Here is a 26,373-nt window from a genome sequence, read left to right as displayed (position 1 = left end):
TATGTCGACATTCATCGGGCAGTTGATCGGTTTCGCGGCCATCGTGCTCTTGGTCGTGCGGTACGTCGTGCCGCCGGTGCGTCGTCTGATGGCCGCCCGTCAAGAGACCGTGCGCCAGCAGCTGAAAGACTCTGCGGCAGCGGCAGATCGGTTGAGCGAGTCGACCACGGCCCACAGCGAGGCGGTGGAATCCGCCAAGACCGAAGCCGAGCGGCTCGTCGAAGAAGCCCAGACGGACGCCGGCCGCATCGCCGAACAGTTCCGGACCCAGGCCGGCGTCGAGTCCGAACGCATCACCGCACAGGGTGCCCGCCAGGCCGACCTGCTGCGCACTCAGCTGAGCCGCCAGCTTCGCCTGGAACTCGGTCACGAGGCGGTGCGGCAGGCGGGCGAGTTGGTGCGCAACTACGTAGCCGACCCCGCGCAACAAGCGGGTACCGTCGATCGGTTCCTGGACGACCTCGAGGCGATGGCGCCAGCACCCGCAGAAGTCCAGTATCCGCTGCTGTCCAAGATGCGCTCCGCCAGTCGGGTGGCGGTGGCCAGTCTGGTGGAGCGGTTCAGCGACATAGCCAAAGACCTTGACAACAAAGCGCTTTCGACTGTGTCCGGCGAGCTCGTATCGGTCGCCGAAATGCTGGACCGCGAGATCGTTGTCACCCGGTACCTGACGGTGCCGGCCGAGGACGCGGCACCAAGGGTCCGCTTGATCGAGCGGCTGGTTTCCGGGAAAGTCGCCGACGCGACGCTCGATGTCTTGCGGTTGGCGGTGTCGGAGCGCTGGTCGGCCAATTCCGATCTGGCCGCCGCGATCGAGCACATCTCGCGGCAGGCGTTGCTCGAAGTCGCCGAGCGTGAGAACAAGGTCGACGAGGTGGAAGACCAGTTGTTCCGCTTCTCCCGCATCCTGGACACGCAGCCGCGACTCGCTATCCTGTTGGGCGACTTCGCCGTGCCGATCGAAGGCCGGATCGGCCTGCTGCGCAAGGTCCTTGACAGCGCGAGCGGCAGGGTCAATCCGATCGTGGTGTCGCTGCTGACCCACACGGTGCAATTGCTCCGGGGCGAGTCGGCCGAGGAGGCCATCCAGTTCTTGGTGGAAGTTGCGGTGGCACGCCGCGGCGAGATCGTCGCGCAAGTCAGCGCGGCGGCCGAACTCAGCGACGCCCAGCGATCTCGCCTCACCGACGTGCTCGGCCGTATCTACGGTCATCCGGTGACGGTGCAACTGCAGATCACCGACGAACTGCTCGGCGGCCTGCAAATCTCCGTGGCCGACGAAGTGATTGACGGGACACTCGCTTCTCGCCTTGCCGCGGCAAAGGCTCAATTGCCCGACTGACACCATCAAGCAGCACAAGCACACGCGAACGAAGATCAAGTAGGAAGACGAAAAGCCATGGCCGAGTTGACAATCTCCGCTGATGACATCCAGAGCGCCGTCGAGGAGTACGTAGGCTCTTTCGCCTCCGACACCTCCCGCGAAGAGGTCGGTACCGTAGTCGACGCCGGGGACGGCATCGCGCACGTCGAAGGCTTGCCCTCCGTCATGACCCAGGAACTGCTCGAGTTTCCCGGCGGGGTCCTCGGCGTCGCACTGAACCTCGACGAGCACAGCGTCGGCGCGGTGATCCTCGGCGACTTCGAGAAGATCGAAGAGGGCCAACAGGTCAAGCGCACCGGCGAGGTCCTGTCCGTCCCCGTCGGCGACGCATTCCTGGGCCGCGTCGTCAATCCGCTCGGCCACCCCATCGACGGTCGGGGAGACATCGACACCGACATCCGGCGCGCCCTGGAGATCCAGGCGCCGTCCGTGGTGCAGCGGCAAAGCGTCAGCGAGCCGCTACAGACCGGCATCAAGGCCATCGACGCGATGACGCCGATCGGACGCGGCCAGCGGCAGCTGATCATCGGCGACCGCAAGACCGGCAAGACCGCGGTGTGCGTCGACACCATCCTCAACCAGCGGGAGAACTGGGAGAGCGGCGACGAAAAGAAGCAGGTCCGCTGCGTATACGTGGCGATCGGGCAGAAGGGCACGACCATCGCGTCGGTGCGGCGTGCGCTCGAAGAGGGCGGCGCGATGGACTACACCACCATCGTCGCGGCCCCTGCATCGGACTCCGCCGGCTTCAAATGGCTTGCGCCGTACACGGGTTCGGCAATCGCCCAGCACTGGATGTACGACGGCAAGCACGTGCTGATCGTCTTCGACGACCTGAGCAAGCAGGCCGAGGCGTACCGCGCGATCTCACTGCTGCTGCGCCGCCCGCCGGGCCGCGAGGCGTACCCCGGTGACGTGTTCTACCTGCATTCGCGGCTGCTGGAGCGCTGCGCGAAGCTCTCCGACGAACTCGGGGGCGGCTCGCTGACCGGTCTGCCGATCATCGAGACCAAGGCCAACGACATCTCGGCCTACATCCCGACCAACGTCATCTCGATCACCGACGGCCAGTGCTTCCTGGAGTCCGACCTGTTCAACCAGGGTGTGCGGCCGGCCATCAACGTCGGTGTGTCGGTGTCTCGCGTGGGCGGTGCGGCGCAGATCAAGGCCATGAAAGAGGTGGCCGGCTCGCTGCGTCTGGACCTGTCGCAGTACCGCGAACTGGAATCGTTCGCGGCCTTCGCTTCGGACCTGGACGCCACCTCCAAGGCGCAGCTGGAGCGCGGTGAACGGCTGGTCGAACTGCTCAAGCAACCGCAGTACCAGCCCATGCCGGTCGAGGAGCAGGTGGTCTCGATCTTCCTGGGCACGGGCGGTCACCTGGACTCCGTGCCGGTCGAGGACGTCAGGCGCTTCGAAACCGAGTTGCTGGACCACATGCGGGCATCGGAAGAGAAGTTTCTGGCCGGTATCCGCGACAGCGGAAAGCTCTCCGAAGAGGGCGAAAACCAGCTGACCGAGATCATCAACAAGTTCAAGAAGGGATTCGCGGCCACGGGCGGCGGATCGGTGGTGCCCGACGAGCACGTCGAACCTCTGGACGAGGAAGATCTCGAAAAGGAGTCGGTCCAGGTCAAGAAGGAGAAGCCGAAGGACAAGAAGGACTCCAAGAGCGGCAAGGACAAGAAGTAGCTAACAATGGCTGCCACACTTCGCGAACTACGCGGCCGGATTCGTTCGGCAGGGTCGATCAAGAAGATCACCAAGGCCCAGGAGATGATCGCGACATCGCGCATCGGGAAGGCGCAGGCTCGGCTAGAAGCCGCTAGGCCGTACGCGTTTCAGATCACCGCGATGCTGACCACGCTGTCCTCCGAAGCCGCGCTGGATCACCCCCTGCTGGTCGAGCGAGAGGAACCCAAGCGGGCCGGCGTTCTGGTGGTGTCCTCCGACCGCGGATTGTGCGGGGCGTACAACTCCAGCATCTTCCGTCGGGCCGAGGAGCTGTTCTCGCTGCTGAGGGAGGAAGGCAAGACGCCGGTCGTGTACACGGTTGGCCGGAAGGCGCAGAACTACTTCAAGTTCCGCAACTGGGACATCACCGAATCGTGGACGGGCTTCTCGGAGCAGCCCAGCTACGAAAACGCCGCGGAGATCGCTTCGACCCTGGTCGAAACGTTCATGAAGGGTGCGGGCGACGACGAGTCATCGGACGACCAAGGCGTGGACGAACTGCACATCGTCTACTCGGAGTTCAAGTCGATGATGTCGCAGGCCGCGGCGGCCCACCGCATCGCTCCGCTGGTCGTGGAGTATGTCGAGGACACCGAGGAACTTCACACGCTGTACTCGTTCGAGCCGGACGCGACAACGCTTTTCGAGTCGTTGCTGCCGCGGTACGTGACGACCCGCGTCTACGCCGCGCTACTTGAATCGGCGGCATCGGAGCTCGCGTCGCGCCAACGAGCGATGAAGTCGGCGACCGACAACGCGGACGACCTGATCAAAGAACTGACGCTGATGGCGAACCGCGAGCGGCAGGCTCAGATCACCCAAGAGATCAGCGAAATCGTCGGCGGTGCAAACGCACTCGCCGACGCCAAGTAGCACACGAGGAAGAAGAACAGATATGGCTGCTACTACCGAAGCAAAAGAAAAGACCGATAAGTCCACCAACTCCGAGACCAGCGGCCGCGTGGTACGGATCACCGGCCCCGTGGTCGACGTCGAGTTCCCGCGTGGATCCGTACCTGAACTGTTCAACGCGCTCAACGCCGAGATCACGTTCGAGGAACTCAAGAAGACCCTCACGCTGGAGGTCGCACAGCACCTCGGCGACAGCCTGGTTCGCACCATTTCGTTGCAGCCCACCGACGGCCTGGTCCGCGGCGTCGAGGTGACCGACAGCGGCAAGCCGATCTCGGTGCCGGTCGGCCAAGAGGTGAAGGGCCACGTCTTCAACGCGCTCGGTGACTGCCTGGACAAGCCGGGATACGGCGAGGATTTCGAGCATTGGTCGATCCACCGCAAGCCCCCGGCCTTCGAAGAGCTCGAGCCCCGCACCGAGATGCTCGAAACCGGGCTCAAGGTCGTCGACCTGCTGACCCCGTACGTGCGTGGTGGCAAGATCGCGCTGTTCGGCGGTGCCGGCGTGGGCAAGACGGTGCTCATCCAGGAGATGATCAACCGTATCGCCCGAAACTTCGGTGGTACTTCGGTTTTCGCCGGCGTGGGCGAGCGCACCCGCGAGGGCAACGACCTCTGGGTTGAGCTCAAAGAAGCCGACGTGCTCAAAGACACCGCGCTGGTGTTCGGTCAGATGGACGAGCCGCCCGGCACCCGTATGCGGGTGGCGCTGTCGGCGCTGACGATGGCGGAGTGGTTCCGCGACGAGGCCGGCCAGGACGTGCTGCTGTTCATCGACAACATCTTCCGCTTCACTCAGGCGGGTTCCGAGGTGTCGACACTGCTCGGCCGTATGCCGTCGGCCGTGGGATACCAGCCCACGCTGGCCGACGAGATGGGCGAGCTGCAGGAGCGCATCACCTCGACCCGCGGCCGTTCGATCACGTCGATGCAGGCGGTCTACGTGCCCGCCGACGACTACACCGACCCCGCGCCGGCGACGACGTTCGCGCACCTGGACGCGACCACCGAACTGTCGCGTTCGGTGTTCTCCAAGGGAATTTTCCCCGCGGTGGACCCGCTGGCATCGAGCTCGACCATCCTGGACCCGAGCGTCGTTGGTGACGAGCACTACCGCGTGGCGCAGGAGGTCATCCGAATCCTGCAGCGCTACAAGGACCTCCAGGACATCATCGCGATCCTCGGTATCGACGAGCTGTCGGAGGAGGACAAGCAGCTCGTTCAGCGCGCACGACGCATCGAGCGGTTCCTCTCGCAGAACATGATGGCGGCCGAGCAGTTCACGGGCCAGCCGGGTTCGACGGTGCCGCTGAAGGAGACCATCGAGGCGTTCGACCGCCTGACCAAGGGCGACTTCGACCACATACCGGAGCAGGCGTTCTTCTTGATCGGTGGCCTCGACGACTTGGCCAAGAAAGCCGAAAGCTTCGGCGCCAAACTGGATTCCTGAGGCGTGAGTGAAACGGCTCTGAAAGGCTCTGTGGCATGGCTGAATTGAACGTTGAGATAGTCGCGGTCGACCGGAAGATCTGGTCGGGTGAGGCAACGTTTCTGTTCACCCGCACCACCGTCGGCGAAATTGGCATCCTGCCCAGGCATATCCCGGTTGTCGCCCAGTTGGTCGACGACGCAATGGTGCGCGTCGAACGAGAAGGCGAAGACGATCTGCGGGTCGCCATCGAAGGCGGGTTCCTTTCGGTCACCGAGGAGACGGTCACTGTCCTGGCCGAGTCCGCCGCGTTCGAATCCGAAATCGACGAAAGCGCCGCCCGGGAGGAATCTGAGTCCGACGACCCGCGCATCGCGGCGCGGGGGCGCGGCAGATTGCGCGCCGTCGGCGCGATCGACTAGCCGATCCGGACAAGACGATGAGCGCGCCCATGGTCGGCATGGTCGTGCTCGTCGTTGTCCTTGCGGGCGCGGTCGTCGCGCTGAGTTATCGGTTGTGGAAGCTGCGCCAGGGCGGCACGGCGGGGATCATGCGGGATATCCCCGCGGTCGGAGGTCACGGCTGGCGCCACGGCGTGATTCGTTACCGCGGCGGTGAGGCGGCGTTCTATCGACTCTCCAGCCTGCGTTTGTGGCCGGACCGGCGACTCAGCCGCAGGGGAGTGGAAATCGTCGCCCGGCGTGCGCCGCGCGGCGACGAATTCGACATCATGACCGACGAGATCGTCGTGGTGGAGCTGCGCGACACGACGCAGGACCGCAGGACCGGCTACGAGATCGCGCTGGACAAGGGCGCTTTGACGGCCTTCCTGTCCTGGCTGGAGTCCCGTCCGTCACCACGCGCTCGTCGCCGCAGCGTTTAGGCGTTGTGCCGCAGGCTAGCCCGGGGTCGGCGCGCCTCCGCCGGGTTTCCACAAGACGTCGCCGTCGGGATTGGCCGCGCGAGCCAGGATGAAAAGCAGGTCCGAGAGGCGGTTCAGGTATTTCGCCGGAAGCACGTTGATCTGCTGCGGCGCGGCATCGATCGCCGCCCAGGCCGATCGTTCCGCTCGACGGACGATCGTGCGGGCGACGTGCAACAGCGCCGACAATGGCGAACCGCCCGGCAGCACAAAGGAATTCAGCGCTGGCAGGTGCTCGTTATATTTGTCACACCAGCCCTCCAGCCGATCGATGTAGGGCTGGGTTATTCGCAGCGGGGGATATTCGGGGTTTTCCACCACCGGGGTCGACAGGTCCGCGCCGGCATCGAATAGGTCGTTCTGGATCTGCCGCAGCACGCCGGCGGTTTCCTCGTCGGGCTGCCCCACGGCGATCGCGACCCCGATCGCCGAGTTGGCCTCGTCGCAATCGGCGTACGCGACCAGGCGAGGGTCGTTTTTGGAGACCCGCGAGAAGTCACTCAATCCCGTCGTGCCGTCGTCACCGGTTCGCGTATAGATCCGGGTCAGGTGTACCGCCATGAGCAAACGGTACTGCGGCCCGCGTAGGCATGGAGCCTCGGCTGACTGCTTGATTCCACCTCACGCCGTTCGGCGGAGCGCATCGACGTCAAGCGGGCTGACTGACAAGCCGATACCGCTTCACTAGACTGACGCGGGTGGCTGAGCGATTCGTGGTGACCGGCGGCAACCGGTTGTCCGGCGAAGTCGCAGTGGGGGGCGCCAAAAACAGCGTGCTCAAGCTGATGGCGGCGACCCTGCTGGCCGAAGGCACCAGCACCATCACCAACTGCCCCGACATCCTCGATGTGCCGTTGATGGCCGAGGTGTTGCGTGGGCTCGGCGCCACCGTGGAGCTCGACGGCGACGTCGCCCGCATCACCTCGCCGGACGAGCCGAAATACGACGCCGATTTCGCTGCGGTGCGACAGTTCCGCGCGTCGGTCTGCGTGCTTGGGCCGCTGGTCGGCCGGTGCAAGCGGGCCAGGGTCGCGCTGCCGGGCGGTGACGCGATCGGCTCTCGTCCGCTGGACATGCACCAGTCGGGCCTGCGCCAACTGGGCGCGCAGTGCAACATCGAGCACGGCTGCGTCGTCGCCCAAGCCGACACGTTGCGCGGTGCGGAGATTCAGCTGGAGTTTCCGTCGGTGGGGGCCACCGAAAACATCCTGATGGCGGCCGTCTTGGCCGAGGGCGTGACCACGATCCACAACGCGGCGCGCGAACCCGATGTCGTGGACCTGTGCACCATGCTGAATCAGATGGGCGCGCAGGTCGAAGGTGCGGGTTCGCCGACCATGACCATCACCGGCGTCCCGCGGTTACACCCGACCGAGCACCGGGTGATCGGGGACCGCATCGTCGCCGCCACGTGGGGCATCGCGGCCGCGATGACCCGCGGCGACATTTCGGTGACGGGCGTCGACCCCGCCCACCTCCAGGTCGTGCTACATAAACTGCACGACGCCGGCGCGACGGTCACCCAAACGGACAACAGCTTCCGGATCACGCAATACGAGCGCCCCAAGGCCGTCAACGTCGCGACGCTGCCGTTCCCCGGGTTCCCGACCGACCTGCAGCCGATGGCTATCGCCCTGGCGTCGATCGCCGACGGCACGTCGATGATCACCGAAAACGTTTTCGAGGCGCGTTTCCGCTTCGTCGAGGAAATGATCCGGTTGGGCGCCGACGCCCGCACCGACGGGCACCATGCCGTCGTACGAGGTCTGCCGCAATTGTCGAGCGCCCCGGTGTGGTGTTCGGATATTCGGGCCGGCGCCGGCCTGGTGTTGGCGGGGCTCGTGGCGGACGGTGACACCGAGGTCCACGACGTCTTCCACATCGATCGCGGCTACCCCTTGTTCGTCGAGAACCTGGCGATTTTGGGAGCGGAGATCGAGCGAGTAGAGTAGCCAAAGTCAGTGCCCCGCAGGGCCGGTCGCCACACCAGGCGGTCGACACCCCGGGCGCTTGACTCCCTCGCTGGATTGGTACTAGCCTGGCACGGCTGCTCCCGAAACGGTCTCTCGAAGACCAAAACTGGGAGTTGACTCAACTGCCGGACTTGTATTAAGCTGGCAGGGTTGCCCCAAAACGGGCGAAACAAGTGTTGTTTGAGAACTCAATAGTGTGTTTGGTCTTTTTATTTTGTTGTTGTTTTTTTGGCCATACCTAGCACTCCCCGTGTGTGGGTATGGCAATTTTTGATGCCAGTTATTTGGTGTCTTTTTGTTAGGTCAGATTTTCTCTGATTTGAAATTCACCTCGTTATGCGAGGAGATTTTGTTTGGAGAGTTTGATCCTGGCTCAGGACGAACGCTGGCGGCGTGCTTAACACATGCAAGTCGAACGGAAAGGCCCCTTCGGGGGTACTCGAGTGGCGAACGGGTGAGTAACACGTGGGCAATCTGCCCTGCACTTCGGGATAAGCCTGGGAAACTGGGTCTAATACCGGATAGGACCACTTGGCGCATGCCTTGTGGTGGAAAGCTTTTGCGGTGTGGGATGGGCCCGCGGCCTATCAGCTTGTTGGTGGGGTGATGGCCTACCAAGGCGACGACGGGTAGCCGGCCTGAGAGGGTGTCCGGCCACACTGGGACTGAGATACGGCCCAGACTCCTACGGGAGGCAGCAGTGGGGAATATTGCACAATGGGCGCAAGCCTGATGCAGCGACGCCGCGTGGGGGATGACGGCCTTCGGGTTGTAAACCTCTTTCACCATCGACGAAGGCTCACTTCGTGAGTTGACGGTAGGTGGAGAAGAAGCACCGGCCAACTACGTGCCAGCAGCCGCGGTAATACGTAGGGTGCGAGCGTTGTCCGGAATTACTGGGCGTAAAGAGCTCGTAGGTGGTTTGTCGCGTTGTTCGTGAAATCTCACGGCTTAACTGTGAGCGTGCGGGCGATACGGGCAGACTAGAGTACTGCAGGGGAGACTGGAATTCCTGGTGTAGCGGTGGAATGCGCAGATATCAGGAGGAACACCGGTGGCGAAGGCGGGTCTCTGGGCAGTAACTGACGCTGAGGAGCGAAAGCGTGGGGAGCGAACAGGATTAGATACCCTGGTAGTCCACGCCGTAAACGGTGGGTACTAGGTGTGGGTTTCCTTCCTTGGGATCCGTGCCGTAGCTAACGCATTAAGTACCCCGCCTGGGGAGTACGGCCGCAAGGCTAAAACTCAAAGGAATTGACGGGGGCCCGCACAAGCGGCGGAGCATGTGGATTAATTCGATGCAACGCGAAGAACCTTACCTGGGTTTGACATGCACAGGACGCGTCTAGAGATAGGCGTTCCCTTGTGGCCTGTGTGCAGGTGGTGCATGGCTGTCGTCAGCTCGTGTCGTGAGATGTTGGGTTAAGTCCCGCAACGAGCGCAACCCTTGTCTCATGTTGCCAGCGGGTAATGCCGGGGACTCGTGAGAGACTGCCGGGGTCAACTCGGAGGAAGGTGGGGATGACGTCAAGTCATCATGCCCCTTATGTCCAGGGCTTCACACATGCTACAATGGCCGGTACAAAGGGCTGCGATGCCGCAAGGTTAAGCGAATCCTTTTAAAGCCGGTCTCAGTTCGGATCGGGGTCTGCAACTCGACCCCGTGAAGTCGGAGTCGCTAGTAATCGCAGATCAGCAACGCTGCGGTGAATACGTTCCCGGGCCTTGTACACACCGCCCGTCACGTCATGAAAGTCGGTAACACCCGAAGCCAGTGGCCTAACCCTTGGGAGGGAGCTGTCGAAGGTGGGATCGGCGATTGGGACGAAGTCGTAACAAGGTAGCCGTACCGGAAGGTGCGGCTGGATCACCTCCTTTCTAAGGAGCACCACGAAAAACACCCCAATTGGTGGGGTGTAAGCCGTGCGGGGTTCTCACCTGTAGTGGGTGAGGGCCGGGTGCACAACAGCAAATGATTGCCAGACACACTATTGGGCCCTGAGACAACACTCGGCCAGTCCGTGTGGTGTCCCTCCATCTTGGTGGTGGGGTGTGGTGTTTGAGTATTGGATAGTGGTTGCGAGCATCTAAACGGATGCGTTGCCGGCAACGGTCGCGTGTTCGTTAAAATGTGTAATTTCTTTTTGATTTTTGTGTGTATGTAAGTGTCTAAGGGCGCATGGTGGATGCCTTGGCATCGAGAGCCGATGAAGGACGTGGGAGGCTGCGATATGCCTCGGGGAGCTGTCAACCTAGCTTTGATCCGAGGATTTCCGAATGGGGAAACCCAGCACGAGTGATGTCGTGTTACCCGTATCTGAATATATAGGGTGCGGGAGGTAACGCGGGGAAGTGAAACATCTCAGTACCCGTAGGAGAAGAAAACAATTGTGATTCCGTCAGTAGTGGCGAGCGAACGCGGAACAGGCTAAACCGCACGCATGTGTAACCGGGTAGGGGTTGTGTGTGCGGGGTAGTGGGATTGATATGTCTCAGCTCTACCTGGCTGAGGGGTAGTCAGAAAGTGTCGTGGTTAGCGGAAGTGGCCTGGGACGGCCCGCCGTAGACGGTGAAAGCCCGGTACGCGAAAACCCGGCACCTACCTTGTATCAACTCCCGAGTAGCAGCGGGCCCGTGGAATCTGCTGTGAATCTGCCGGGACCACCCGGTAAGCCTAAATACTTCTCGATGACCGATAGCGGATTAGTACCGTGAGGGAATGGTGAAAAGTACCCCGGGAGGGGAGTGAAAGAGTACCTGAAACCGTGTGCCTACAATCCGTCAGAGCCTCCTTGTGGGGTGATGGCGTGCCTTTTGAAGAATGAGCCTGCGAGTCAGGGACACGTCGCGAGGTTAACCCGTGCGGGGTAGCCGCAGCGAAAGCGAGTCTGAATAGGGCGCATCCCCTTTGGGGTGTAGTGGCGTGTTCTGGACCCGAAGCGGAGTGATCTACCCATGGCCAGGGTGAAGCGCGGGTAAGACCGCGTGGAGGCCCGAACCCACTTAGGTTGAAGACTGAGGGGATGAGCTGTGGGTAGGGGTGAAAGGCCAATCAAACTCCGTGATAGCTGGTTCTCCCCGAAATGCATTTAGGTGCAGCGTTACGTGTTTCACCACGGAGGTAGAGCTACTGGATGGCCGATGGGCCCTACTAGGTTACTGACGTCAGCCAAACTCCGAATGCCGTGGTGTATAGCGTGGCAGTGAGACGGCGGGGGATAAGCTCCGTACGTCGAGAGGGAAACAGCCCAGATCGCCGGCTAAGGCCCCTAAGCGTGTGCTAAGTGGAAAAGGATGTGCAGTCGCAGAGACAACCAGGAGGTTGGCTTAGAAGCAGCCACCCTTGAAAGAGTGCGTAATAGCTCACTGGTCAAGTGATTGTGCGCCGATAATGTAGCGGGGCTCAAGCACACCGCCGAAGCCGCGGCAACCGCAAGGTTGGGTAGGGGAGCGTCCCCCATGCAGCGAAGCTACCGGGTAACCGGTGGTGGAGTTTGGGGGAGTGAGAATGCAGGCATGAGTAGCGATAAGGCAAGTGAGAACCTTGCCCGCCGTAAGACCAAGGGTTCCTGGGCCAGGCCAGTCCGCCCAGGGTGAGTCGGGACCTAAGGCGAGGCCGACAGGCGTAGTCGATGGACAACGGGTTGATATTCCCGTACCCGTGTGTGGGCGTCCCTGACGAATCAGCGGTACTAACCACCCAAATGGTGGTCTATCAATCCCTTCGGGGTGCGAGGATCGCCGGCTGCGTGGGACCTTCGCTGGTAGTAGTCAAGCAATGGGGTGACGCAGGAAGGTAGCCGTACCAGTCAGTGGTAATACTGGGGCAAGCCTGTAGGGAGAGCGATAGGCAAATCCGTCGCTCATTAATCCTGAGAGGTGATGCATAGCCGATTGAGGCGAATTCGGTGATCCTCTGCTGCCAAGAAAAGCCTCTAGCGAGCACACACACGGCCCGTACCCCAAACCGACACAGGTGGTCAGGTAGAGCATACCAAGGCGTACGAGATAACTATGGTTAAGGAACTCGGCAAAATGCCCCCGTAACTTCGGGAGAAGGGGGGCCGGAATACCGTGAACACCCTTGCGGTGGGAGCGGGATTCGGCCGCAGAAACCAGTGGGTAGCGACTGTTTACTAAAAACACAGGTCCGTGCGAAGTCGCAAGACGATGTATACGGACTGACGCCTGCCCGGTGCTGGAAGGTTAAGAGGACCCGTTAACCGTAAGGTGAAGCGGAGAATTTAAGCCCCAGTAAACGGCGGTGGTAACTATAACCATCCTAAGGTAGCGAAATTCCTTGTCGGGTAAGTTCCGACCTGCACGAATGGCGTAACGACTTCCCAACTGTCTCAACCATAGACTCGGCGAAATTGCACTACGAGTAAAGATGCTCGTTACGCGCGGCAGGACGAAAAGACCCCGGGACCTTCACTACAACTTGGTATTGGTGTTCGGTACGGTTTGTGTAGGATAGGTGGGAGACTGTGAAACCTCAACGCCAGTTGGGGCGGAGTCGTTGTTGAAATACCACTCTGATCGTATTGGACACCTAACGTCGAACCCTTATCGGGTTCACGGACAGTGCCTGGCGGGTAGTTTAACTGGGGCGGTTGCCTCCTAAAATGTAACGGAGGCGCCCAAAGGTTCCCTCAACCTGGACGGCAATCAGGTGTTGAGTGTAAGTGCACAAGGGAGCTTGACTGCGAGACTTACAAGTCAAGCAGGGACGAAAGTCGGGACTAGTGATCCGGCACCCCCGAGTGGAAGGGGTGTCGCTCAACGGATAAAAGGTACCCCGGGGATAACAGGCTGATCTTCCCCAAGAGTCCATATCGACGGGATGGTTTGGCACCTCGATGTCGGCTCGTCGCATCCTGGGGCTGGAGCAGGTCCCAAGGGTTGGGCTGTTCGCCCATTAAAGCGGCACGCGAGCTGGGTTTAGAACGTCGTGAGACAGTTCGGTCTCTATCCGCCGCGCGCGTCAGAAACTTGAGGAAACCTGTCCCTAGTACGAGAGGACCGGGACGGACGAACCTCTGGTATACCAGTTGTCCCACCAGGGGCACCGCTGGATAGCCACGTTCGGACAGGATAACCGCTGAAAGCATCTAAGCGGGAAACCTTCTCCAAGATCAGGTTTCTCACCCTTTTAGAGGGATAAGGCCCCCCGCAGACCACGGGATCGATAGGTCAGACCTGGAAGCCCAGTAATGGGTGTAGGGAACTGGCACTAACCGGCCGAAAACTTACCAACACACAATCGCAACCACTTTTCAGTTCCAGCGACTATTAGTCGCGGGACGCTCTGACGCCACACCCCCCACCGAAACCAAATTTAAATAGAGTTACGGCGGCCACAGCGACAGGGAAACGCCCGGTCCCATTCCGAACCCGGAAGCTAAGCCTGTCAGCGCCGATGATACTGCCCATCCGGGTGGAAAAGTAGGACACCGCCGAACATACACAAAAACACCCCCGGCAACGGGGGTGTTTTTGCATTCGCGGATGCCGGCGCTTTGCTAGTCGAAAAGTGTCAGAGCCGAATTCGCCGACACGCGTTTCTTCTCCAATGCGAGCAGCGTTCGCTTTCGGTCGAGGCCGCCGCCGTAGCCGGTGAGGCTGCCGTTGGCACCGATGACGCGGTGGCAGGGGACGACAATCGCGATCGGGTTGTGGCCATTGGCCAATCCCACGGCGCGTGCGGAGCCGATAGCGCCGATCTGTTCCGCGATTTGTCCGTACGATCTGGTTTCGCCATAGGGGATAGCCCTAAGGGCCTCCCACACTCGCCGCTGAAATGCAGAGCCGCGCAGCTCGAATTCGAAATCGAACTCCGTGAGTTCGCCCTCGAAATAAGCGTTGAGTTGCTCGGTGGCCTCGTTGAATGCCCCCGGATTCGGGACCCAGCCGGTGCGGATCGGCTCGTAGGTCTGGTCGACCATCCGAAGCATGGTCAGAACCGAGTCCTGGCCGGCTAGGGTCAGCGGCCCGATCGGGCTGTTGATGGTGCGGTACTCGATCATGCAACCTCCTGTGGTGGCCATTGGTTAACCGGATGCTCGAGGGTGGTCCAGAGGTACTGGGTGGCGTAGGAACGCCAAGGGCGCCACTGGATGCCATGAGCGACCAGGGCCCGTTCGCCAATCGGTAAGCCCAACTGCTTGGCGGCCAGGCGAAGGCCAAGATCGGTGGCGGGGAACGCGTCCGGGTCACCGAGGCCGCGCATCGCGATCACCTCTGCGGTCCACGGGCCTACTCCGGGCACGTCCAGTAATTGCGTGCGGGCGGTTTCCCAGTCGCTCCCGCTGTCCAGGACGATACTGCCGTCGGCGAGGCCGGCGACCAGTGCGTTGAGGGTTCGCCGCCGCGCTTTGGGGACCGCCAAGTGGACGGGGTCGATCTCCGCGAGCTGCTCCGCTGACGGGAAGGTGTGGGTCAATCCGCCGTCGGGGTCCGCGACCGGCTCACCGTATGCCGCGACCAGGCGACCGGCGTGGGTGCTGGCCGCCTTGGTCGACACCTGTTGACCGAGGACCGCGCGCACGGCCAACTCGGCCTCGTCGACGGTGCGCGGAACGCGTTGGCCGGGCGCCTTGGCCACCACGGGGGCCAGGTACGGGTCACCGGCCAGCGCGTCGTCCACCGCCTCGGGGTCGGCGTCGAGATCCAGCAGCCGCCGACAGCGGGCGATCGCCGTCGTCAGGTCACGGAAGTCGTCGAGCGTGAGCACACAGCGGACGTGGTCGACAGCGGGCGTCAGTGCGACCACGGCGCTGCCGAACGGAAGGCGCAGGCTGCGTCGGTACGCACCGTCGCGGACCTCCTCGCACCCGGGCACCGTTCCGGCGGCGAGATGACCGAAGACGCCCTCGTAGGCGAATGGCGTGCGCACCGGCAACCGCAGGCTGACCGTCCCCGCCGAAGCAGCTCGGAGTTTTCCGGCCCCCGATGGATCCGCGGCGCGCCGGCGCAGCTTCGTCGGCGCATTGTCGAAGACGGAGCGCACCGTGTCGTTGAACTGGCGAATGCTGGAAAACCCCGAAGCGAACGCGATGTCGCCGAACGGCAGGTTTGTGGTCTCGACGAGCAGGCGGGCGGTCTGCGCTCGCTGAGCGCGGGCCAGCGCGAGCGGGCCGGCGCCGACCTCGGCCTGCAGCAGCCGCTCCAGCTGGCGGGTGGTGTAACCGAGATGGGCCGCCAGGCCACCGACACCTTCACGGTCCACCGTGCCGTCGGCAATGAGCCGCATCGTCCGTGCGACGACGTCACCGCGCACATTCCATTCCGGCGACCCCGGAGATGCGTCGGGACGGCACCGCTTACATGCCCGGAACCCCGCGCGCTGAGCAGCGGCAGCGGTCGGGTAGAACCGGACGTTGCGGGCGAAAGGCGGCCGCACCGGGCAACTGGGCCGGCAATAGATGCCGGTTGTCAGCACCGCCGTGACGAACCAGCCGTCGAACCGGGCGTCCTTGGACTGGACGGCGCGGTAGCAGCGTTCGAAGTCTTCGTGCACGCTTCAAGACTTACACCCGCCCGCCGACAAAACTGGCGGAAAAACGACATCGTAGTGCGGACGGGGCAGGAGCCCTGACGGACGGCGGCCGCGCACCAAACGGCGCGTCGTCGCAGCCACGGCTACCGGCCGGTCACCGGCCGGTCGCCGCAGCTGGAGGGTTACGGGCTGGGAGGGGTCCCCACGCAAACTCCGCCGGCGCAGGCGCCCGCGCCGCCGGGTCCAGCGGAAGCCCCGGCGCCCGGCACACCCGCACTCGCCCCGCCGGGACCAGCGCCTGCGCCGGAACCACCCGGTCCGGCGGTCGTGGCACCACCGGGTCCGGTCTCGGGGCCGCCGCCGCCCGGTCCGGCGGGAGTCGTTGCCGCCGGTGCCGTCGTGGTGACGCTCGCCGGCGTCGTGACGGTGGTGGTGACGGTCGAAGTCGTCGGGTTCTTGTTGTTGTTGTTCGAGCTGCATCCCGCGGTGAGCGAACTCAGGGCAATTGCCGCGGCGATGCCCGCGGCCACGGAAACACGGCGGACAGTTCCACTTCCGGTCATGTCAACACCAATCTCTTGAGGGGCAATGTCCTTAAATCCCTTACCCACTCGGGTCCGAAATCAATCGCCCCGGCGGGTCGGTGGGCATAGCGAGCCGGGTGGGTTGCTCGTGGCCGCGGAGGGTCACGGTCTCCCCCAAAGTCCAACGGGCGCGCTCTTTCTCGCTGACACCTTCCAGCGCGTCGGCCGCGGCAAGCAGTAGGCCCGGATACGACTTGGCGAGTTCGCACAGGCGGGCCGCCTCGTTGACCGGTCCGCCGATCACGGTGTATTCGAAACGTTCCCTGGCGCCGACGTTCCCGGCCACGACTTGCCCCGCCGCCACACCGATACCGGCCCGGCACTGCGAGATTTCGTTGTTCAGCCGCTCGGCGATGGCGCGCGCGGCGGCCAGCGCCTGCTCCTCGGGACAGTCCAGATGATTGGGCGCCCCGAACACGGCCAGCGTCGCGTCGCCCTCAAACTTGTTGACCAGCCCGCAGTGTCGGTCCACTTCCTCGACGACGATCCCGAAGAATTGGTTGAGCAACTGGACGATCTCCGCCGCGGGCCGGCTCGTCACCAGCTTGGTCGACCCGACGATGTCGATGAATACGACCGCCACATGGCGTTCTTCGCCGCCGAGTTTCGGTCGCTCACGTTCGGCGGCCAGGGCGACCTCGCGCCCGACGTGCCGGCCGAACAGGTCGCGAACTCGTTCGCGCTCGCGCAGCCCGTCGACCATTGCGTTGAATCCGCGTTGTAGCTCACCGAGTTCGGTCCCGTCGAACACCACGAGGTCGCCCCGCAGATCACCGCGCTCGACACGCCTGAGCGCCGCGCGGACCACACGCACTGGAGTTGCGGTGAGCCAAGCCAGGATCCACATCAAGAGGCAACCGAAGATGAGCGTCGCGATCGACACGATCAGCACGCCGACGGCGAATTGCGTTTCGGTCAGATTGCGCATCAGGGCCTGAAAGCCCGCCAGGAAGGCGATACCGAGAACGGGCAGGCCCGAGCCGAGGAACCAGACCACCATCGTCCGGCCCATGATCCCCGAGGCGAATCGCCGCGGCGGTGGCCCCGCTTCGAGTGCCTGAGCCGCCGCCGGGCGCAGCGCGAACTCGGCGAGCAGGTAACTGCCGGTCGCCACCAAGATGCCGCAGATGCCCACCGCGATCAGGAAGCGCGGGATGAACAGCGTGTTGACCAGGCCATAGAGCGTCGTCAGGACCGTCGCGCCGACACCCCACAGGATGAGGTCGAAGCGGGCAATGCGCCATGGGGCCAGGAAGGTGTTCCGCTCGTCATCCCGGTTCGGCGTGCGCTCCTCGATCGCCCAGCGCAGCGATACCACGGTCCTGCGGGTGATCCAGTAGGTGCCCACCGCCAGTGCCAGCGCGATGTAGGCCGGTGATGCCGCGAAGGTGATCCACCACGGCGCATCGAACACGCTCGGCTGCGGAATGGCGATGGTCACCAGGAGCAGGGCGACGGCGATGCCGATCAGGTTGGCGCCCAAGACCATCGCGGTCAGGATGACCTGGATGCGGATGCGGCGCCGTCGCTGGCTTTCGGAAACCCGTCCCAGCAGCAGCGAGCCATACGCCGGGGTCTCCGGTAGCCGTCCGCTCTGCCGGGTGACCCTCTCGAGCACCCGGCCGATGCGTTTTGCCAAGCTCTGGTTGGCCGACATGGTGGCGTCAGCCTAATTTGTCGGCCACGCTCTAAGGTGAGTCGGGTGCGTCTAGTGATCGCCCAGTGCACTGTGGACTATGTCGGCCGGCTCACCGCGCATCTTCCGTCGGCCCGCAGGTTGTTGCTGTTCAAGGCCGACGGATCGGTCAGCGTGCACGCCGACGACCGCGCCTATAAGCCGCTGAACTGGATGAGTCCGCCTTGCTGGCTCACCGAGGAGCCCGGTGATCAGGTGCCCGTGTGGGTCGTCCAGAACAAGGCCGGGGAACAGCTGCGCATCACCGTCGAGGAGGTCGAGCACGACTCCAGCCACGACCTGGGCGTTGACCCCGGACTGGTCAAGGACGGCGTCGAAGCCCATTTGCAGGCGTTGCTCGCCGAGCACGTGCAACTGCTCGGCGACGGCTACACGCTGGTGCGTCGCGAATACATGACCGCCATCGGGCCCGTCGATTTGCTCTGTCGCGATGAGCAGGGCGGTTCCGTCGCGGTGGAAATCAAGCGGCGCGGCGAGATCGACGGCGTCGAGCAGCTCACCCGCTACCTCGAGTTGCTCAATCGCGACAGCGTGCTCGCGCCGGTGAAGGGGGTGTTCGCCGCCCAGCAGATCAAGCCGCAAGCGCGCACGCTGGCCACTGACCGCGGGATCCGTTGCATCACACTGGATTACGACAAGATGCGCGGGATGGACAGCGACGAGTACCGGCTGTTCTGAACCCCGCTAGGCTGGTGGAATGGCTAGGCGCCGCACACCGCCACGTCGGCAGCGGCCGTCACTGCCGCCCCTGGCGCCGCGCCGGGTGGAGATCGGGCCCGACGGCCACGAGTACGAAGTCCGTCCCGTCGCCGCGGACCGTGCGGTCAAGACGTACCGCTGTCCCGGCTGTGACCACGAAATACGCGCCGGCACCGCACATCTGGTGGCGTGGCCGACCGACTCGACGCTCGGGGGAGGCCCAGGGCTGGTCGAAGATCGGCGGCATTGGCATTCCCCGTGCTGGAGCCACCGCGCCACGCGGGGCCCGACCCGGAAGTGGTCCTGATCGGAGGGGCTCAGGCGGCCGGTTCGACCAGTTCGATGAGAACGCCGCCGGCGTCCTTGGGGTGGATGAAGTTGATCCGCGAGTTTGCCGTGCCGCGACGCGGCGCGTCGTAGATGAGCCGGATCCCCTGGGAGCGCAGATGCTCGATCACGCCGTCGAGGTCGCTCACGCGAACCGCCATCTGCTGGATGCCGGGCCCGCGCTTGTCGAGGAACTTCGCGATTGTCGAGGAGTCGTCGAACGGGGCCATCAGCTGGATCTGCGCGGTACCGGCCGGCGCGTCGCGCACGGCCAGCATGGCCTCGCGGATTCCCTGCTCCTCGTTGACTTCCTCGTGCACCAGGCTCATGCCGAGGTGGTCGTGATACCAGGCGATCGCCGCGTCCAGGTCGGCGACTGCGATGCCGACGTGATCGATCGCCGTCACCAGGCCGGTGGCCAGGATCTGACGGGCGTCAACTTGATCGGTCGTCATCACATAAAGGTAACCTGACGGCAAAGATTGCGCTTCTCCGGGAGGCCGAACCGGCCGTCCACGGACCCCTAGGAGGTTTTCATGACGACGTCGGTGATCGTTGCTGGAGCGCGCACGCCGATCGGCAAGTTGATGGGTTCGCTGAAGGATTTTTCGGCCAGCGACCTGGGTGGCATCGCGATCGCCGGCGCGCTGGAGAAGGCCAACGTGCCTGCTTCGGCGGTCGAGTACGTGATCATGGGGCAGGTGCTGACGGCCGGGGCCGGCCAGATGCCCGCGCGCCAGGCGGCCGTTGCCGCCGGCATCGGCTGGGACGTTCCGGCGCTGACCATCAACAAGATGTGCCTGTCCGGCATCGACTCCATCGCGCTCGCTGACCAGCTCATTCGAGCCGGGGAGTTCGACGTGGTGGTGGCCGGGGGGCAGGAGTCCATGACCAAAGCACCTCATTTGCTGATGGACAGCCGGGCGGGCTACAAGTACGGCGATGTCACGGTCCTTGACCACATGGCCTACGACGGTCTGCACGACGTGTTCACCGACCAGCCGATGGGCGCGCTCACCGAGCAGCGCAACGACGTGGACAAATTCACCCGCCAGGAGCAGGACGAGTTCGCTGCGCGGTCGCATCAGAAGGCGGCCGCCGCATGGAAGGACGGCGTCTTCGCCGACGAAGTCGTGCCGGTCAACATCCCGCAGCGCAAGGGTGATTCGCTGCAGTTCACCGAGGACGAGGGGATTCGCGCCAACACCACCGCCGAGTCCCTGGCCGGCCTCAAACCGGCCTTCCGTCGCGACGGCACCATCACCGCCGGTTCGGCGTCTCAGATCTCCGACGGGGCGGCGGCCGTGGTCGTGATGAACAAGGCCAAGGCGCAGGAGCTGGGGCTGACCTGGCTGGTCGAAATCGGCGCCCACGGTGTGGTGGCCGGGCCGGACTCCACCCTGCAGTCGCAGCCCGCCAACGCGATCAAGAAAGCCCTCAGCCGCGAGGGCATCTCCGTCGACCAGCTGGACGTCGTGGAAATCAACGAGGCGTTCTCGGCGGTCGCGCTGGCCTCGACCCGCGAACTCGGCCTGGATCCCGAGATCGTCAACGTCAACGGCGGTGCGATCGCCGTCGGGCATCCCATCGGCATGTCGGGCGCACGGATCACGCTGCATGCGGCCCTGGAACTGGCCCGCCGCGGCTCCGGCTACGCCGTCGCGGCACTGTGCGGCGCGGGTGGCCAGGGCGACGCGCTGATTCTGCGGGCAAAGTAGCTCGACGGGGCCGCGGGCGCCCTCGCCGACGTTGCTGGCTCTACACGTACGGAAATTTTTGTGATCTTCGTCATACGTCCCGGTCGAGGGCCGTTTGGCGCGGCTCCCAGGCCTGCACGGCGGCGCCGGGACGTGCTCGCCACCGGGTGGATAGGTCGCCGATGCGCATGACAAACTTGACGACGTGACGCGTCCGCGACCCTCGATAGGCCCGGCCATGGCCGGTGCGGTCGACTTGTCCGGCCTCAAGCAGCGGGCCCAGCAACAGCCGCCGTCCGGCGGGACGGGTGCCGGCGCAACGTCGGCCGCTGAGGCCGGTCCCGGAGTTACCTCGATCACCGAGGCCAACTTCGAAACCGAAGTACTGCTCCGATCCGAGGAAGTGCCGGTCGTGGTGCTGCTCTGGTCGCCGCGCAGCGATGCGTGCGTCCAGCTCGTCGACATCATGTCCGGCCTGGCCGCCGAGGACAACGGCAAGTGGTCCCTGGCGACGGTCAACGTCGACGTGGCGCCAAGGGTGGCCCAGATATTCGGCGTAGATGCGGTGCCGACCGTCGTGGCTCTGGCCGCCGGACAGCCGCTGTCCAGCTTCCAGGGGATGCAGCCGCCCGACCAGTTGCGGGGCTGGGTGGACTCGCTTCTCTCGGCGACGGCCGGAAAGCTCAAAGGCTCAAGCGGTTCCGCGGATGCCGACGAGGCCGACCCCGAGCTGACGGCGGCCCGCGAACAGCTCGAGACGGGTGATTTCGAGGCGGCCAGAGCGTCTTATCAAGCGATCCTGGACGCCAATCCGGGCAGCGTCGAAGCCAAGGGTGCGATCCGGCAGATCGACTTCCTCACGCGCGCAACCACCCACTCGCCGGATGCTCTCGCGGCTGCCGACGCGGCGCCGAGCGACATCGATGCGGCCTTCGCCGCCGCCGACTTGCAAATCCTCAACCAGGAAGTGAGTCCGGCGTTCGATCGCCTGATTGCCTTGGTGCGCAGCACGTCCGGGGATGAGCGCACCCGGGTACGCACCCGGTTGATCGAGCTTTTCGAACTTTTCGATCCTGCCGACCCCGAGGTCGTCGCCGGACGGCGCAACCTCGCCAACGCGCTCTACTGACGGCCTACGCGGGCTCCAGCCATAAAGCCGAGTTGGGCGGCAGCACCAACACCGCCGATGCGGGTCGCCCGTGCCATGGGTCCTCGGTGGCATCGACACCGCCCATGTTGCCGATGCCGGTGCCGTTGTAGTCGGTGGCGTCGGTGTTGAGCACCTCCCGCCAGCGGCCGGCGGACGGCAGGCCGAGCCGGTATCCGCTGTGCTCGTTACCCGCGAAGTTGAACACGCAGGCCATGACCGAGCCGTCACTGCCGTACCGCAGGAAGCTCAACACGTTGTTGGCCGAGTCGTTGGCGTCGATCCAGGAGTAACCGTCGGGAACGGTGTCCTGGCTCCACAGCGCGGGGTGGTTGCGGTAGATGTCATTGATGTCGCGGACGAAGCGCAGGACGCCGTTCGAGAATCCTTGCTCGTCGAGCTGCCACCAATCCAGGCCGCGTTCCTCGGACCACTCGGCGCGCTGGCCGAATTCCTGCCCCATGAACAGCAATTGCTTGCCGGGATGCGCCCACTGGTAGGCGAGCAGGCTGCGCAGCCCGGCGGCCTTGACGTGGTTGTTGCCCGGCATGCGCCCCCACAGCGTGCCTTTGCCGTGCACCACCTCATCGTGGCTGATCGGCAGCACGTAGTTCTCGCTGAATGCGTAGAGCATCGAGAACGTCATCTCGTGGTGGTGGTAATTGCGGTAAATCGGGTCGCGGCTGATGTAGTCGAGCGTGTCGTGCATCCAGCCCATGTTCCACTTCATCGAAAAGCCCAGGCCGCCAAGGTTTGTCGGGCGGGTAACGCCGGGCCATGATGTCGACTCCTCGGCGATGGTGACGATGCCCGGGGCCGACTTGTGCACCGTGGCGTTCATCTCCTGCAGGAATTGCACGGCTTCCAGGTTTTCCCGCCCACCGTAGATGTTCGGCGTCCAGCCGCCCTCGGGGCGTGAGTAGTCCAGATACAGCATGGAGGCAACGGCGTCGACCCGTAGCCCGTCGACGTGGTACTCCTCGAGCCAATACAGCGCGTTGGCCACCAGGAAGTTACGCACCTCGGCGCGCCCGAAGTCGAAAACGTAAGTGCCCCAGTCGAGTTGCTCACCGCGCTTGGGATCGGCGTGTTCGTAGAGCGCGGTGCCGTCAAATCGTCCCAGCGCCCACGCATCCTTCGGGAAGTGCGCCGGCACCCAGTCGACGATGACGCCGATGCCGGCGTGGTGCAGCGCATCGACCAACGCCCGGAATTCGTCGGGCGTGCCGAATCGCGACGTCGGCGCGTAATACGACGTGACCTGGTAGCCCCACGACCCGGCGAAGGGGTGCTCGGCGACCGGAAGCAACTCGACGTGGGTGAACCCGTGCTCGACCACATAGTTGGTCAACTCCTCGGCCAGTTGCCGGTAACCGAGTCCGGGGCGCCACGAGCCGAGGTGGACTTCGTAGGTGCTCATCGGCTCGAACACCGGATTGCGCTGTGCCCGCCGTTCCATCCATTCGGCGTCCTGCCACGTGTATTCGCTACGCGTCACGCGGGACGCGGTGTGCGGCGGCACTTCGGTGGCGAACGCCATGGGGTCGGCCCGGTCGGTTACGACGCCGTCAGCGCCGTGCACGCGAAACTTGTACAGGCCGTTGGCGGGGAAGTCGGGCCAGAACAGCTCCCACACGCCCGAGGAGCCCAGCGACCGCATCGGGGCATCGCTGCCCGTCCAGCCGTTGAACTCGCCGATCAGGCTGACGCCCTTGGCGTTGGGCGCCCACACCGCGAACGACACGCCGTTGACGACGCCGTCCGCCGTGGTGAACGAACGGGGGTGCGCGCCAAGGACTTCCCAGAGTCGCTCGTGACGGCCCTCCCCGAACAAGAAGAGGTCGATCTCGCCCAAAGTGGGCAGGAAGCGGTACGCGTCGGCGACGGTGTACGGGTCGGAACCCTCGTATTTCACCTGTAGCCGGTAGTCGATCAGGTTGACGAAGGGAAGCGCCACGGCGAACAGGCCGGACTCGACGTGCTCCAACGGAAAACGGTCGTCTCCGACGAGCGCGACGACCTCAACCGCGTGCGGGCGGAAGGCCCGGATGACGGTGTGGTCGGTGTACTCGTGGGCGCCCAGGATGCCATGCGGGTTGTGATGTGTGCCGGCCAGCAGGCGCGACAGGTCGGCGGGGTCGGGCGCCAGGTGCGTCCTGGCGAGTTGGTCGGCTTGGCTCATGTCACAATCCCTCCGGTCCTTTTGGTGGCCTGCGGAGCAGCGTCATTCGGGACTCCTGCGGGATGAGTGGCATGTTGATGACATGCGCGACCGCTCGCGCAGGGTCGATGCGAACGTAGTTTGCTTGCCCCCATTGGAATTCCTGGCCGGTGATTTCGTCGCGCACCCAGAAACGCTCATAGGGCTCCATACCCAAAGCCGCCATATCCAAAAACAGCGTGGCTTCCTCGGCCCCGAACGCGTTGAGCGTCACGACCACCAACACACAGTCGCCGGTCGCCGGGTCGAATTTGCTGTAGGCAAGCAGCGCATCGTTGTCCACGGAATGGAAATGGATGGTGCGCAACTGCTGCAGCGCCGGATGTAGCCGACGGATGGAGTTGAGCCGCGTGATGAACGGTTCGAGCGACCGCCCTTCGGCCAGGGCGCCCGCGAAATCACGGGGCCGCAGTTCGTACTTCTCGGAGTTCAGGTAGTCCTCGCTGCCTTCCCGCACGGCGCGGTGCTCGAAGAGCTCGTAACCCGAATACACGCCCCAGGCCGGGCCCATGGTCGCCGCCAGCACCGCCCGGATCGCGAACATGCCAGGGCCGTTGTGCTGCAGGATGGCGTGCAGGATGTCGGGGGTGTTCACGAACAGGTTCGGGCGCCGAAAATCCGCGGCGGCGGCGATGGCGTCGCCGAACTCGGTGAGTTCCTGCTTGGCCGTGCGCCAGGTGAAGTAGCTGTAGGACTGCGTGAACCCGAGCTTGGCCAGTCCGTACTGACGGGCCGGGGGCGTGAAGGCCTCTGAGAGGAACAGCACATCGGGGTCGATGCTCTTCGCCTGGGCGATCAGCCATGCCCAGAAGTTCGGCGGCTTGGTGTGCGGGTTGTCGACCCGAAAGAACTTGACGCCGTGGTCCATCCAGTGCCGGACGACACGCAGCACCTCGTCGTACAGGCCCGCCGGGTCGTTGTCGAAGTTGAGCGGATAGATGTCTTGGTATTTCTTGGGCGGGTTCTCCGCGTAGGCGATGGTGCCGTCGGGCAGCTCGGTGAACCACTCGCGGTGATCGCGCGCCCACGGATGGTCGGGGGCGCACTGCAACGCCAGGTCCAGCGACACCTCCATGCCCAACTCGCGCGCCGCGGCGACGAATGCGTCGAAGTCTTCGATGGTGCCCAGGTCCGGGTGGACGGCGTCGTGGCCGCCCTCGTCGCTGCCGATTGCCCAGGGAGAACCAACATCTCCGGGAGCGGCGGTGGGAGAGTTGTTGCGGCCCTTGCGGTGCACCTTGCCGATCGGGTGGATCGGCGGCAGGTACACCACGTCGAATCCCATTGCGGCGATGCGCGGAAGCTCGGCGGCCGCGGTGGCGAAGGTGCCGTGCACGGGCTTGCCCGCGGCGTCCCACCCGCCGGTCGAGCGGGGGAACATCTCGTACCAGGAGCCGAAGCGGGCAAGCGGCCGGTCCACCCAGACCCCGTACTGGTCGCCGCGGGTGACCAGATCGCGCAACGGATACTCGGACAGGATCTCGTCGATTTCCGGCCCCAGGGCCAACGCGGTGCGGGTGATCGGGTCCCCCGGGCTTCGCAACGCCGTGGCGGCCGCGATCAGTGGTTCGCGCCGCGCGCGAGGCACCCCCGTGGCGGCGCGCTCGAACAGCGCGGCCCCGACCAAGAGGTCGTTGGACAGTTCCGTCTCGCCCTGCCCGGCCTCGAGCTTGGCAACCAGGCCATGCCTCCAGGAGTGGATGGGGTCGCCCCAGCCGTCGACCCTGAAGGTCCACAGGCCCACCCGGTCGGGCGTGAATTGGCCGTGGAAGACATAGGGCTCGAGGCCCAACGTCATCGGCAGCAGCAGCGGCTTGATCCGTTGTTGATCCACCGCCCCGTCGACTTCCGCCGCGGCCTTCACCGGGGCCTGGACCGCTTTGATCCGGCGGGTTTCGCTTACCTGCGGATAACGCGGTCCGACGTACCGCACGACTAGCGTCGCCGCGACGGCCTCGTGGCCCTCCCGCCATACCGCCGCGCTGACCGGGATGGTCTCACCGACCACCGCCTTGGCGGGATATGCGCCGCAGGAGACGACGGGTTGTACGTTATCGATCTCGACACGACCAGGCACAACACTCCGTTCCGATTTGCCAGCTCCTCTTCGGCCCGCTTCGCGGACCGCATCGTGGCCGGCAGTGTTCCGA

Annotated in this window: 19 protein-coding genes and 3 rRNA genes; 15 read left to right on the top strand and 7 right to left on the bottom strand. The window is 64.2% G+C overall.

Features of this window, described 5'->3' with window-relative positions; all coding sequences use genetic code 11:
- Window position 1 precedes the first annotated feature (1 nt).
- The 6 genes from H7J89_RS18520 to H7J89_RS18495 are packed head-to-tail and all read left to right on the top strand — an operon-like array spanning window position 2 to window position 6,342.
- On the top strand, window positions 2-1,342 hold the full coding sequence (locus H7J89_RS18520; RefSeq protein ID WP_264045363.1) for a F0F1 ATP synthase subunit B/delta: 1,341 nt from the start codon (window positions 2-4) through the stop codon (window positions 1,340-1,342).
- A gap of 57 nt (window positions 1,343-1,399) precedes the next feature.
- Complete coding sequence (gene atpA / locus H7J89_RS18515) at window positions 1,400-3,076, top strand: F0F1 ATP synthase subunit alpha (protein WP_067739058.1); 1,677 nt, start codon at window positions 1,400-1,402, stop codon at window positions 3,074-3,076.
- A 6-nt stretch (window positions 3,077-3,082) separates the two neighbouring features.
- Complete coding sequence (locus tag H7J89_RS18510; protein ID WP_264045359.1) at window positions 3,083-3,991, top strand: F0F1 ATP synthase subunit gamma; 909 nt, start codon at window positions 3,083-3,085, stop codon at window positions 3,989-3,991.
- Window positions 3,992-4,013: 22 nt separating this feature from the next.
- Window positions 4,014-5,480, top strand: coding sequence for a F0F1 ATP synthase subunit beta (atpD, locus tag H7J89_RS18505; protein ID WP_264045356.1), 1,467 nt, complete (start codon window positions 4,014-4,016; stop codon window positions 5,478-5,480).
- 35 nt (window positions 5,481-5,515) lie between these two features.
- A complete protein-coding gene (locus H7J89_RS18500) occupies window positions 5,516-5,881 on the top strand; it encodes a F0F1 ATP synthase subunit epsilon (RefSeq protein ID WP_067951021.1) in 366 nt (121 codons plus the stop codon).
- 17 nt (window positions 5,882-5,898) lie between these two features.
- On the top strand, window positions 5,899-6,342 hold the full coding sequence (locus H7J89_RS18495; RefSeq protein WP_067747734.1) for a DUF2550 domain-containing protein: 444 nt from the start codon (window positions 5,899-5,901) through the stop codon (window positions 6,340-6,342).
- Window positions 6,343-6,357: 15 nt separating this feature from the next.
- Here H7J89_RS18495 and H7J89_RS18490 read toward each other — a convergent pair whose 3' ends face one another.
- A complete protein-coding gene (locus H7J89_RS18490) occupies window positions 6,358-6,942 on the bottom strand; it encodes a cob(I)yrinic acid a,c-diamide adenosyltransferase (protein ID WP_264045351.1) in 585 nt (194 codons plus the stop codon).
- A gap of 137 nt (window positions 6,943-7,079) precedes the next feature.
- On the opposite strand from H7J89_RS18490, the gene murA reads away from it, so the two are divergent.
- The 4 genes from murA to rrf all read left to right on the top strand — a co-directional run bounded on the left by murA (window position 7,080) and on the right by rrf (window position 13,816).
- Window positions 7,080-8,333 carry a UDP-N-acetylglucosamine 1-carboxyvinyltransferase gene (gene murA / locus H7J89_RS18485; protein WP_066948415.1) on the top strand — a complete coding sequence of 418 codons (1,254 nt, stop codon included), beginning with the start codon at window positions 7,080-7,082 and terminating at the stop codon, window positions 8,331-8,333.
- Window positions 8,334-8,704: 371 nt separating this feature from the next.
- Window positions 8,705-10,232: ribosomal RNA gene (locus tag H7J89_RS18480) — 16S ribosomal RNA — on the top strand.
- Between the two features lie 281 nt (window positions 10,233-10,513).
- A 23S ribosomal RNA gene (locus tag H7J89_RS18475) occupies window positions 10,514-13,611 on the top strand.
- Window positions 13,612-13,703: 92 nt separating this feature from the next.
- A 5S ribosomal RNA gene (gene rrf, locus H7J89_RS18470) occupies window positions 13,704-13,816 on the top strand.
- Together the 16S, 23S and 5S rRNA genes form the textbook arrangement of a ribosomal RNA operon.
- 60 nt (window positions 13,817-13,876) lie before the next feature.
- On the opposite strand, the gene H7J89_RS18465 is transcribed toward rrf, so the two are convergent.
- Both H7J89_RS18465 and H7J89_RS18460 read right to left on the bottom strand, forming a co-directional pair.
- On the bottom strand, window positions 13,877-14,380 hold the full coding sequence (locus H7J89_RS18465) for a methylated-DNA--[protein]-cysteine S-methyltransferase (protein ID WP_264045346.1): 504 nt from the start codon (window positions 14,378-14,380) through the stop codon (window positions 13,877-13,879).
- Window positions 14,377-15,873, bottom strand: a complete 1,497-nt coding sequence (locus H7J89_RS18460; RefSeq protein ID WP_264045344.1) for a DNA-3-methyladenine glycosylase 2 family protein — start codon at window positions 15,871-15,873, stop codon at window positions 14,377-14,379. Before H7J89_RS18460 ends, H7J89_RS18465 begins: the two co-directional genes overlap by 4 nt.
- Before the next feature lie 306 nt (window positions 15,874-16,179).
- On the opposite strand from H7J89_RS18460, the gene H7J89_RS18455 reads away from it, so the two are divergent.
- The gene (locus H7J89_RS18455; RefSeq protein WP_264045342.1) at window positions 16,180-16,434 is read left to right on the top strand and encodes a hypothetical protein; all 255 of its coding nucleotides are present in this window, start codon (window positions 16,180-16,182) and stop codon (window positions 16,432-16,434) included.
- Between the two features lie 21 nt (window positions 16,435-16,455).
- On the opposite strand, the gene H7J89_RS18450 is transcribed toward H7J89_RS18455, so the two are convergent.
- Window positions 16,456-18,093 (bottom strand): adenylate/guanylate cyclase domain-containing protein, encoded by a 1,638-nt coding sequence (locus tag H7J89_RS18450; RefSeq protein ID WP_264045340.1) that lies wholly within the window; start codon window positions 18,091-18,093, stop codon window positions 16,456-16,458.
- A 45-nt stretch (window positions 18,094-18,138) separates the two neighbouring features.
- Between H7J89_RS18450 and nucS the strand changes: the two genes are divergently transcribed.
- Window positions 18,139-18,810, top strand: a complete 672-nt coding sequence (gene nucS / locus H7J89_RS18445) for an endonuclease NucS (protein WP_264045338.1) — start codon at window positions 18,139-18,141, stop codon at window positions 18,808-18,810.
- 19 nt (window positions 18,811-18,829) lie between these two features.
- A complete protein-coding gene (locus H7J89_RS18440) occupies window positions 18,830-19,138 on the top strand; it encodes an Rv1322 family protein (RefSeq protein WP_264045336.1) in 309 nt (102 codons plus the stop codon).
- Between the two features lie 10 nt (window positions 19,139-19,148).
- Here the strand turns inward: H7J89_RS18440 and mce are convergent, their stop codons facing one another.
- Window positions 19,149-19,616 (bottom strand): methylmalonyl-CoA epimerase, encoded by a 468-nt coding sequence (mce, locus tag H7J89_RS18435; RefSeq protein ID WP_264045334.1) that lies wholly within the window; start codon window positions 19,614-19,616, stop codon window positions 19,149-19,151.
- 78 nt (window positions 19,617-19,694) lie between these two features.
- Between mce and H7J89_RS18430 the strand changes: the two genes are divergently transcribed.
- Both H7J89_RS18430 and H7J89_RS18425 read left to right on the top strand, forming a co-directional pair.
- A complete protein-coding gene (locus H7J89_RS18430) occupies window positions 19,695-20,876 on the top strand; it encodes an acetyl-CoA C-acetyltransferase (RefSeq protein WP_264045330.1) in 1,182 nt (393 codons plus the stop codon).
- A 184-nt stretch (window positions 20,877-21,060) separates the two neighbouring features.
- Window positions 21,061-21,984, top strand: coding sequence for a tetratricopeptide repeat protein (locus H7J89_RS18425; protein ID WP_264045328.1), 924 nt, complete (start codon window positions 21,061-21,063; stop codon window positions 21,982-21,984).
- Window positions 21,985-21,988: 4 nt separating this feature from the next.
- Here H7J89_RS18425 and glgB read toward each other — a convergent pair whose 3' ends face one another.
- A complete protein-coding gene (gene glgB / locus H7J89_RS18420; protein WP_264045327.1) occupies window positions 21,989-24,184 on the bottom strand; it encodes a 1,4-alpha-glucan branching protein GlgB in 2,196 nt (731 codons plus the stop codon).
- A gap of 1 nt (window position 24,185) precedes the next feature.
- Window positions 24,186-26,300: an alpha-1,4-glucan--maltose-1-phosphate maltosyltransferase gene (locus tag H7J89_RS18415; RefSeq protein ID WP_264045325.1), complete on the bottom strand. Its 2,115-nt coding sequence runs from the start codon at window positions 26,298-26,300 to the stop codon at window positions 24,186-24,188.
- Between the last annotated feature and the right edge of the window lie 73 nt (window positions 26,301-26,373).

The sequence above is a fragment of the Mycobacterium paraffinicum genome (assembly GCF_025822865.1).
In the GTDB taxonomy this organism is placed as follows: Bacteria; Actinomycetota; Actinomycetes; order Mycobacteriales; family Mycobacteriaceae; genus Mycobacterium; species Mycobacterium paraffinicum.
The sequence above is the reverse complement of the archived record's forward strand: the minus strand, read 5'-3'. Positions and strand labels throughout refer to the sequence as shown.

Excerpts from the sequence above, each read along its gene's own strand:
- H7J89_RS18520 (WP_264045363.1), top strand. The coding sequence starts at position 2 with ATGTCGACATTCATCGGGCAGTTGATCGGTTTCGCGGCCATCGTGCTC.
- atpA (WP_067739058.1), top strand. The coding sequence starts at position 1,400 with ATGGCCGAGTTGACAATCTCCGCTGATGACATCCAGAGCGCCGTCGAG.
- H7J89_RS18510 (WP_264045359.1), top strand. The coding sequence starts at position 3,083 with ATGGCTGCCACACTTCGCGAACTACGCGGCCGGATTCGTTCGGCAGGG.
- atpD (WP_264045356.1), top strand. The coding sequence starts at position 4,014 with ATGGCTGCTACTACCGAAGCAAAAGAAAAGACCGATAAGTCCACCAAC.
- H7J89_RS18500 (WP_067951021.1), top strand. The coding sequence starts at position 5,516 with ATGGCTGAATTGAACGTTGAGATAGTCGCGGTCGACCGGAAGATCTGG.
- H7J89_RS18495 (WP_067747734.1), top strand. The coding sequence starts at position 5,899 with ATGAGCGCGCCCATGGTCGGCATGGTCGTGCTCGTCGTTGTCCTTGCG.
- H7J89_RS18490 (WP_264045351.1), bottom strand. The coding sequence starts at position 6,942 with ATGGCGGTACACCTGACCCGGATCTATACGCGAACCGGTGACGACGGC.
- H7J89_RS18465 (WP_264045346.1), bottom strand. The coding sequence starts at position 14,380 with ATGATCGAGTACCGCACCATCAACAGCCCGATCGGGCCGCTGACCCTA.
- H7J89_RS18450 (WP_264045340.1), bottom strand. The coding sequence starts at position 18,093 with ATGTCGGCCAACCAGAGCTTGGCAAAACGCATCGGCCGGGTGCTCGAG.
- H7J89_RS18440 (WP_264045336.1), top strand. The coding sequence starts at position 18,830 with ATGGCTAGGCGCCGCACACCGCCACGTCGGCAGCGGCCGTCACTGCCG.
- H7J89_RS18430 (WP_264045330.1), top strand. The coding sequence starts at position 19,695 with ATGACGACGTCGGTGATCGTTGCTGGAGCGCGCACGCCGATCGGCAAG.
- glgB (WP_264045327.1), bottom strand. The coding sequence starts at position 24,184 with ATGAGCCAAGCCGACCAACTCGCCAGGACGCACCTGGCGCCCGACCCC.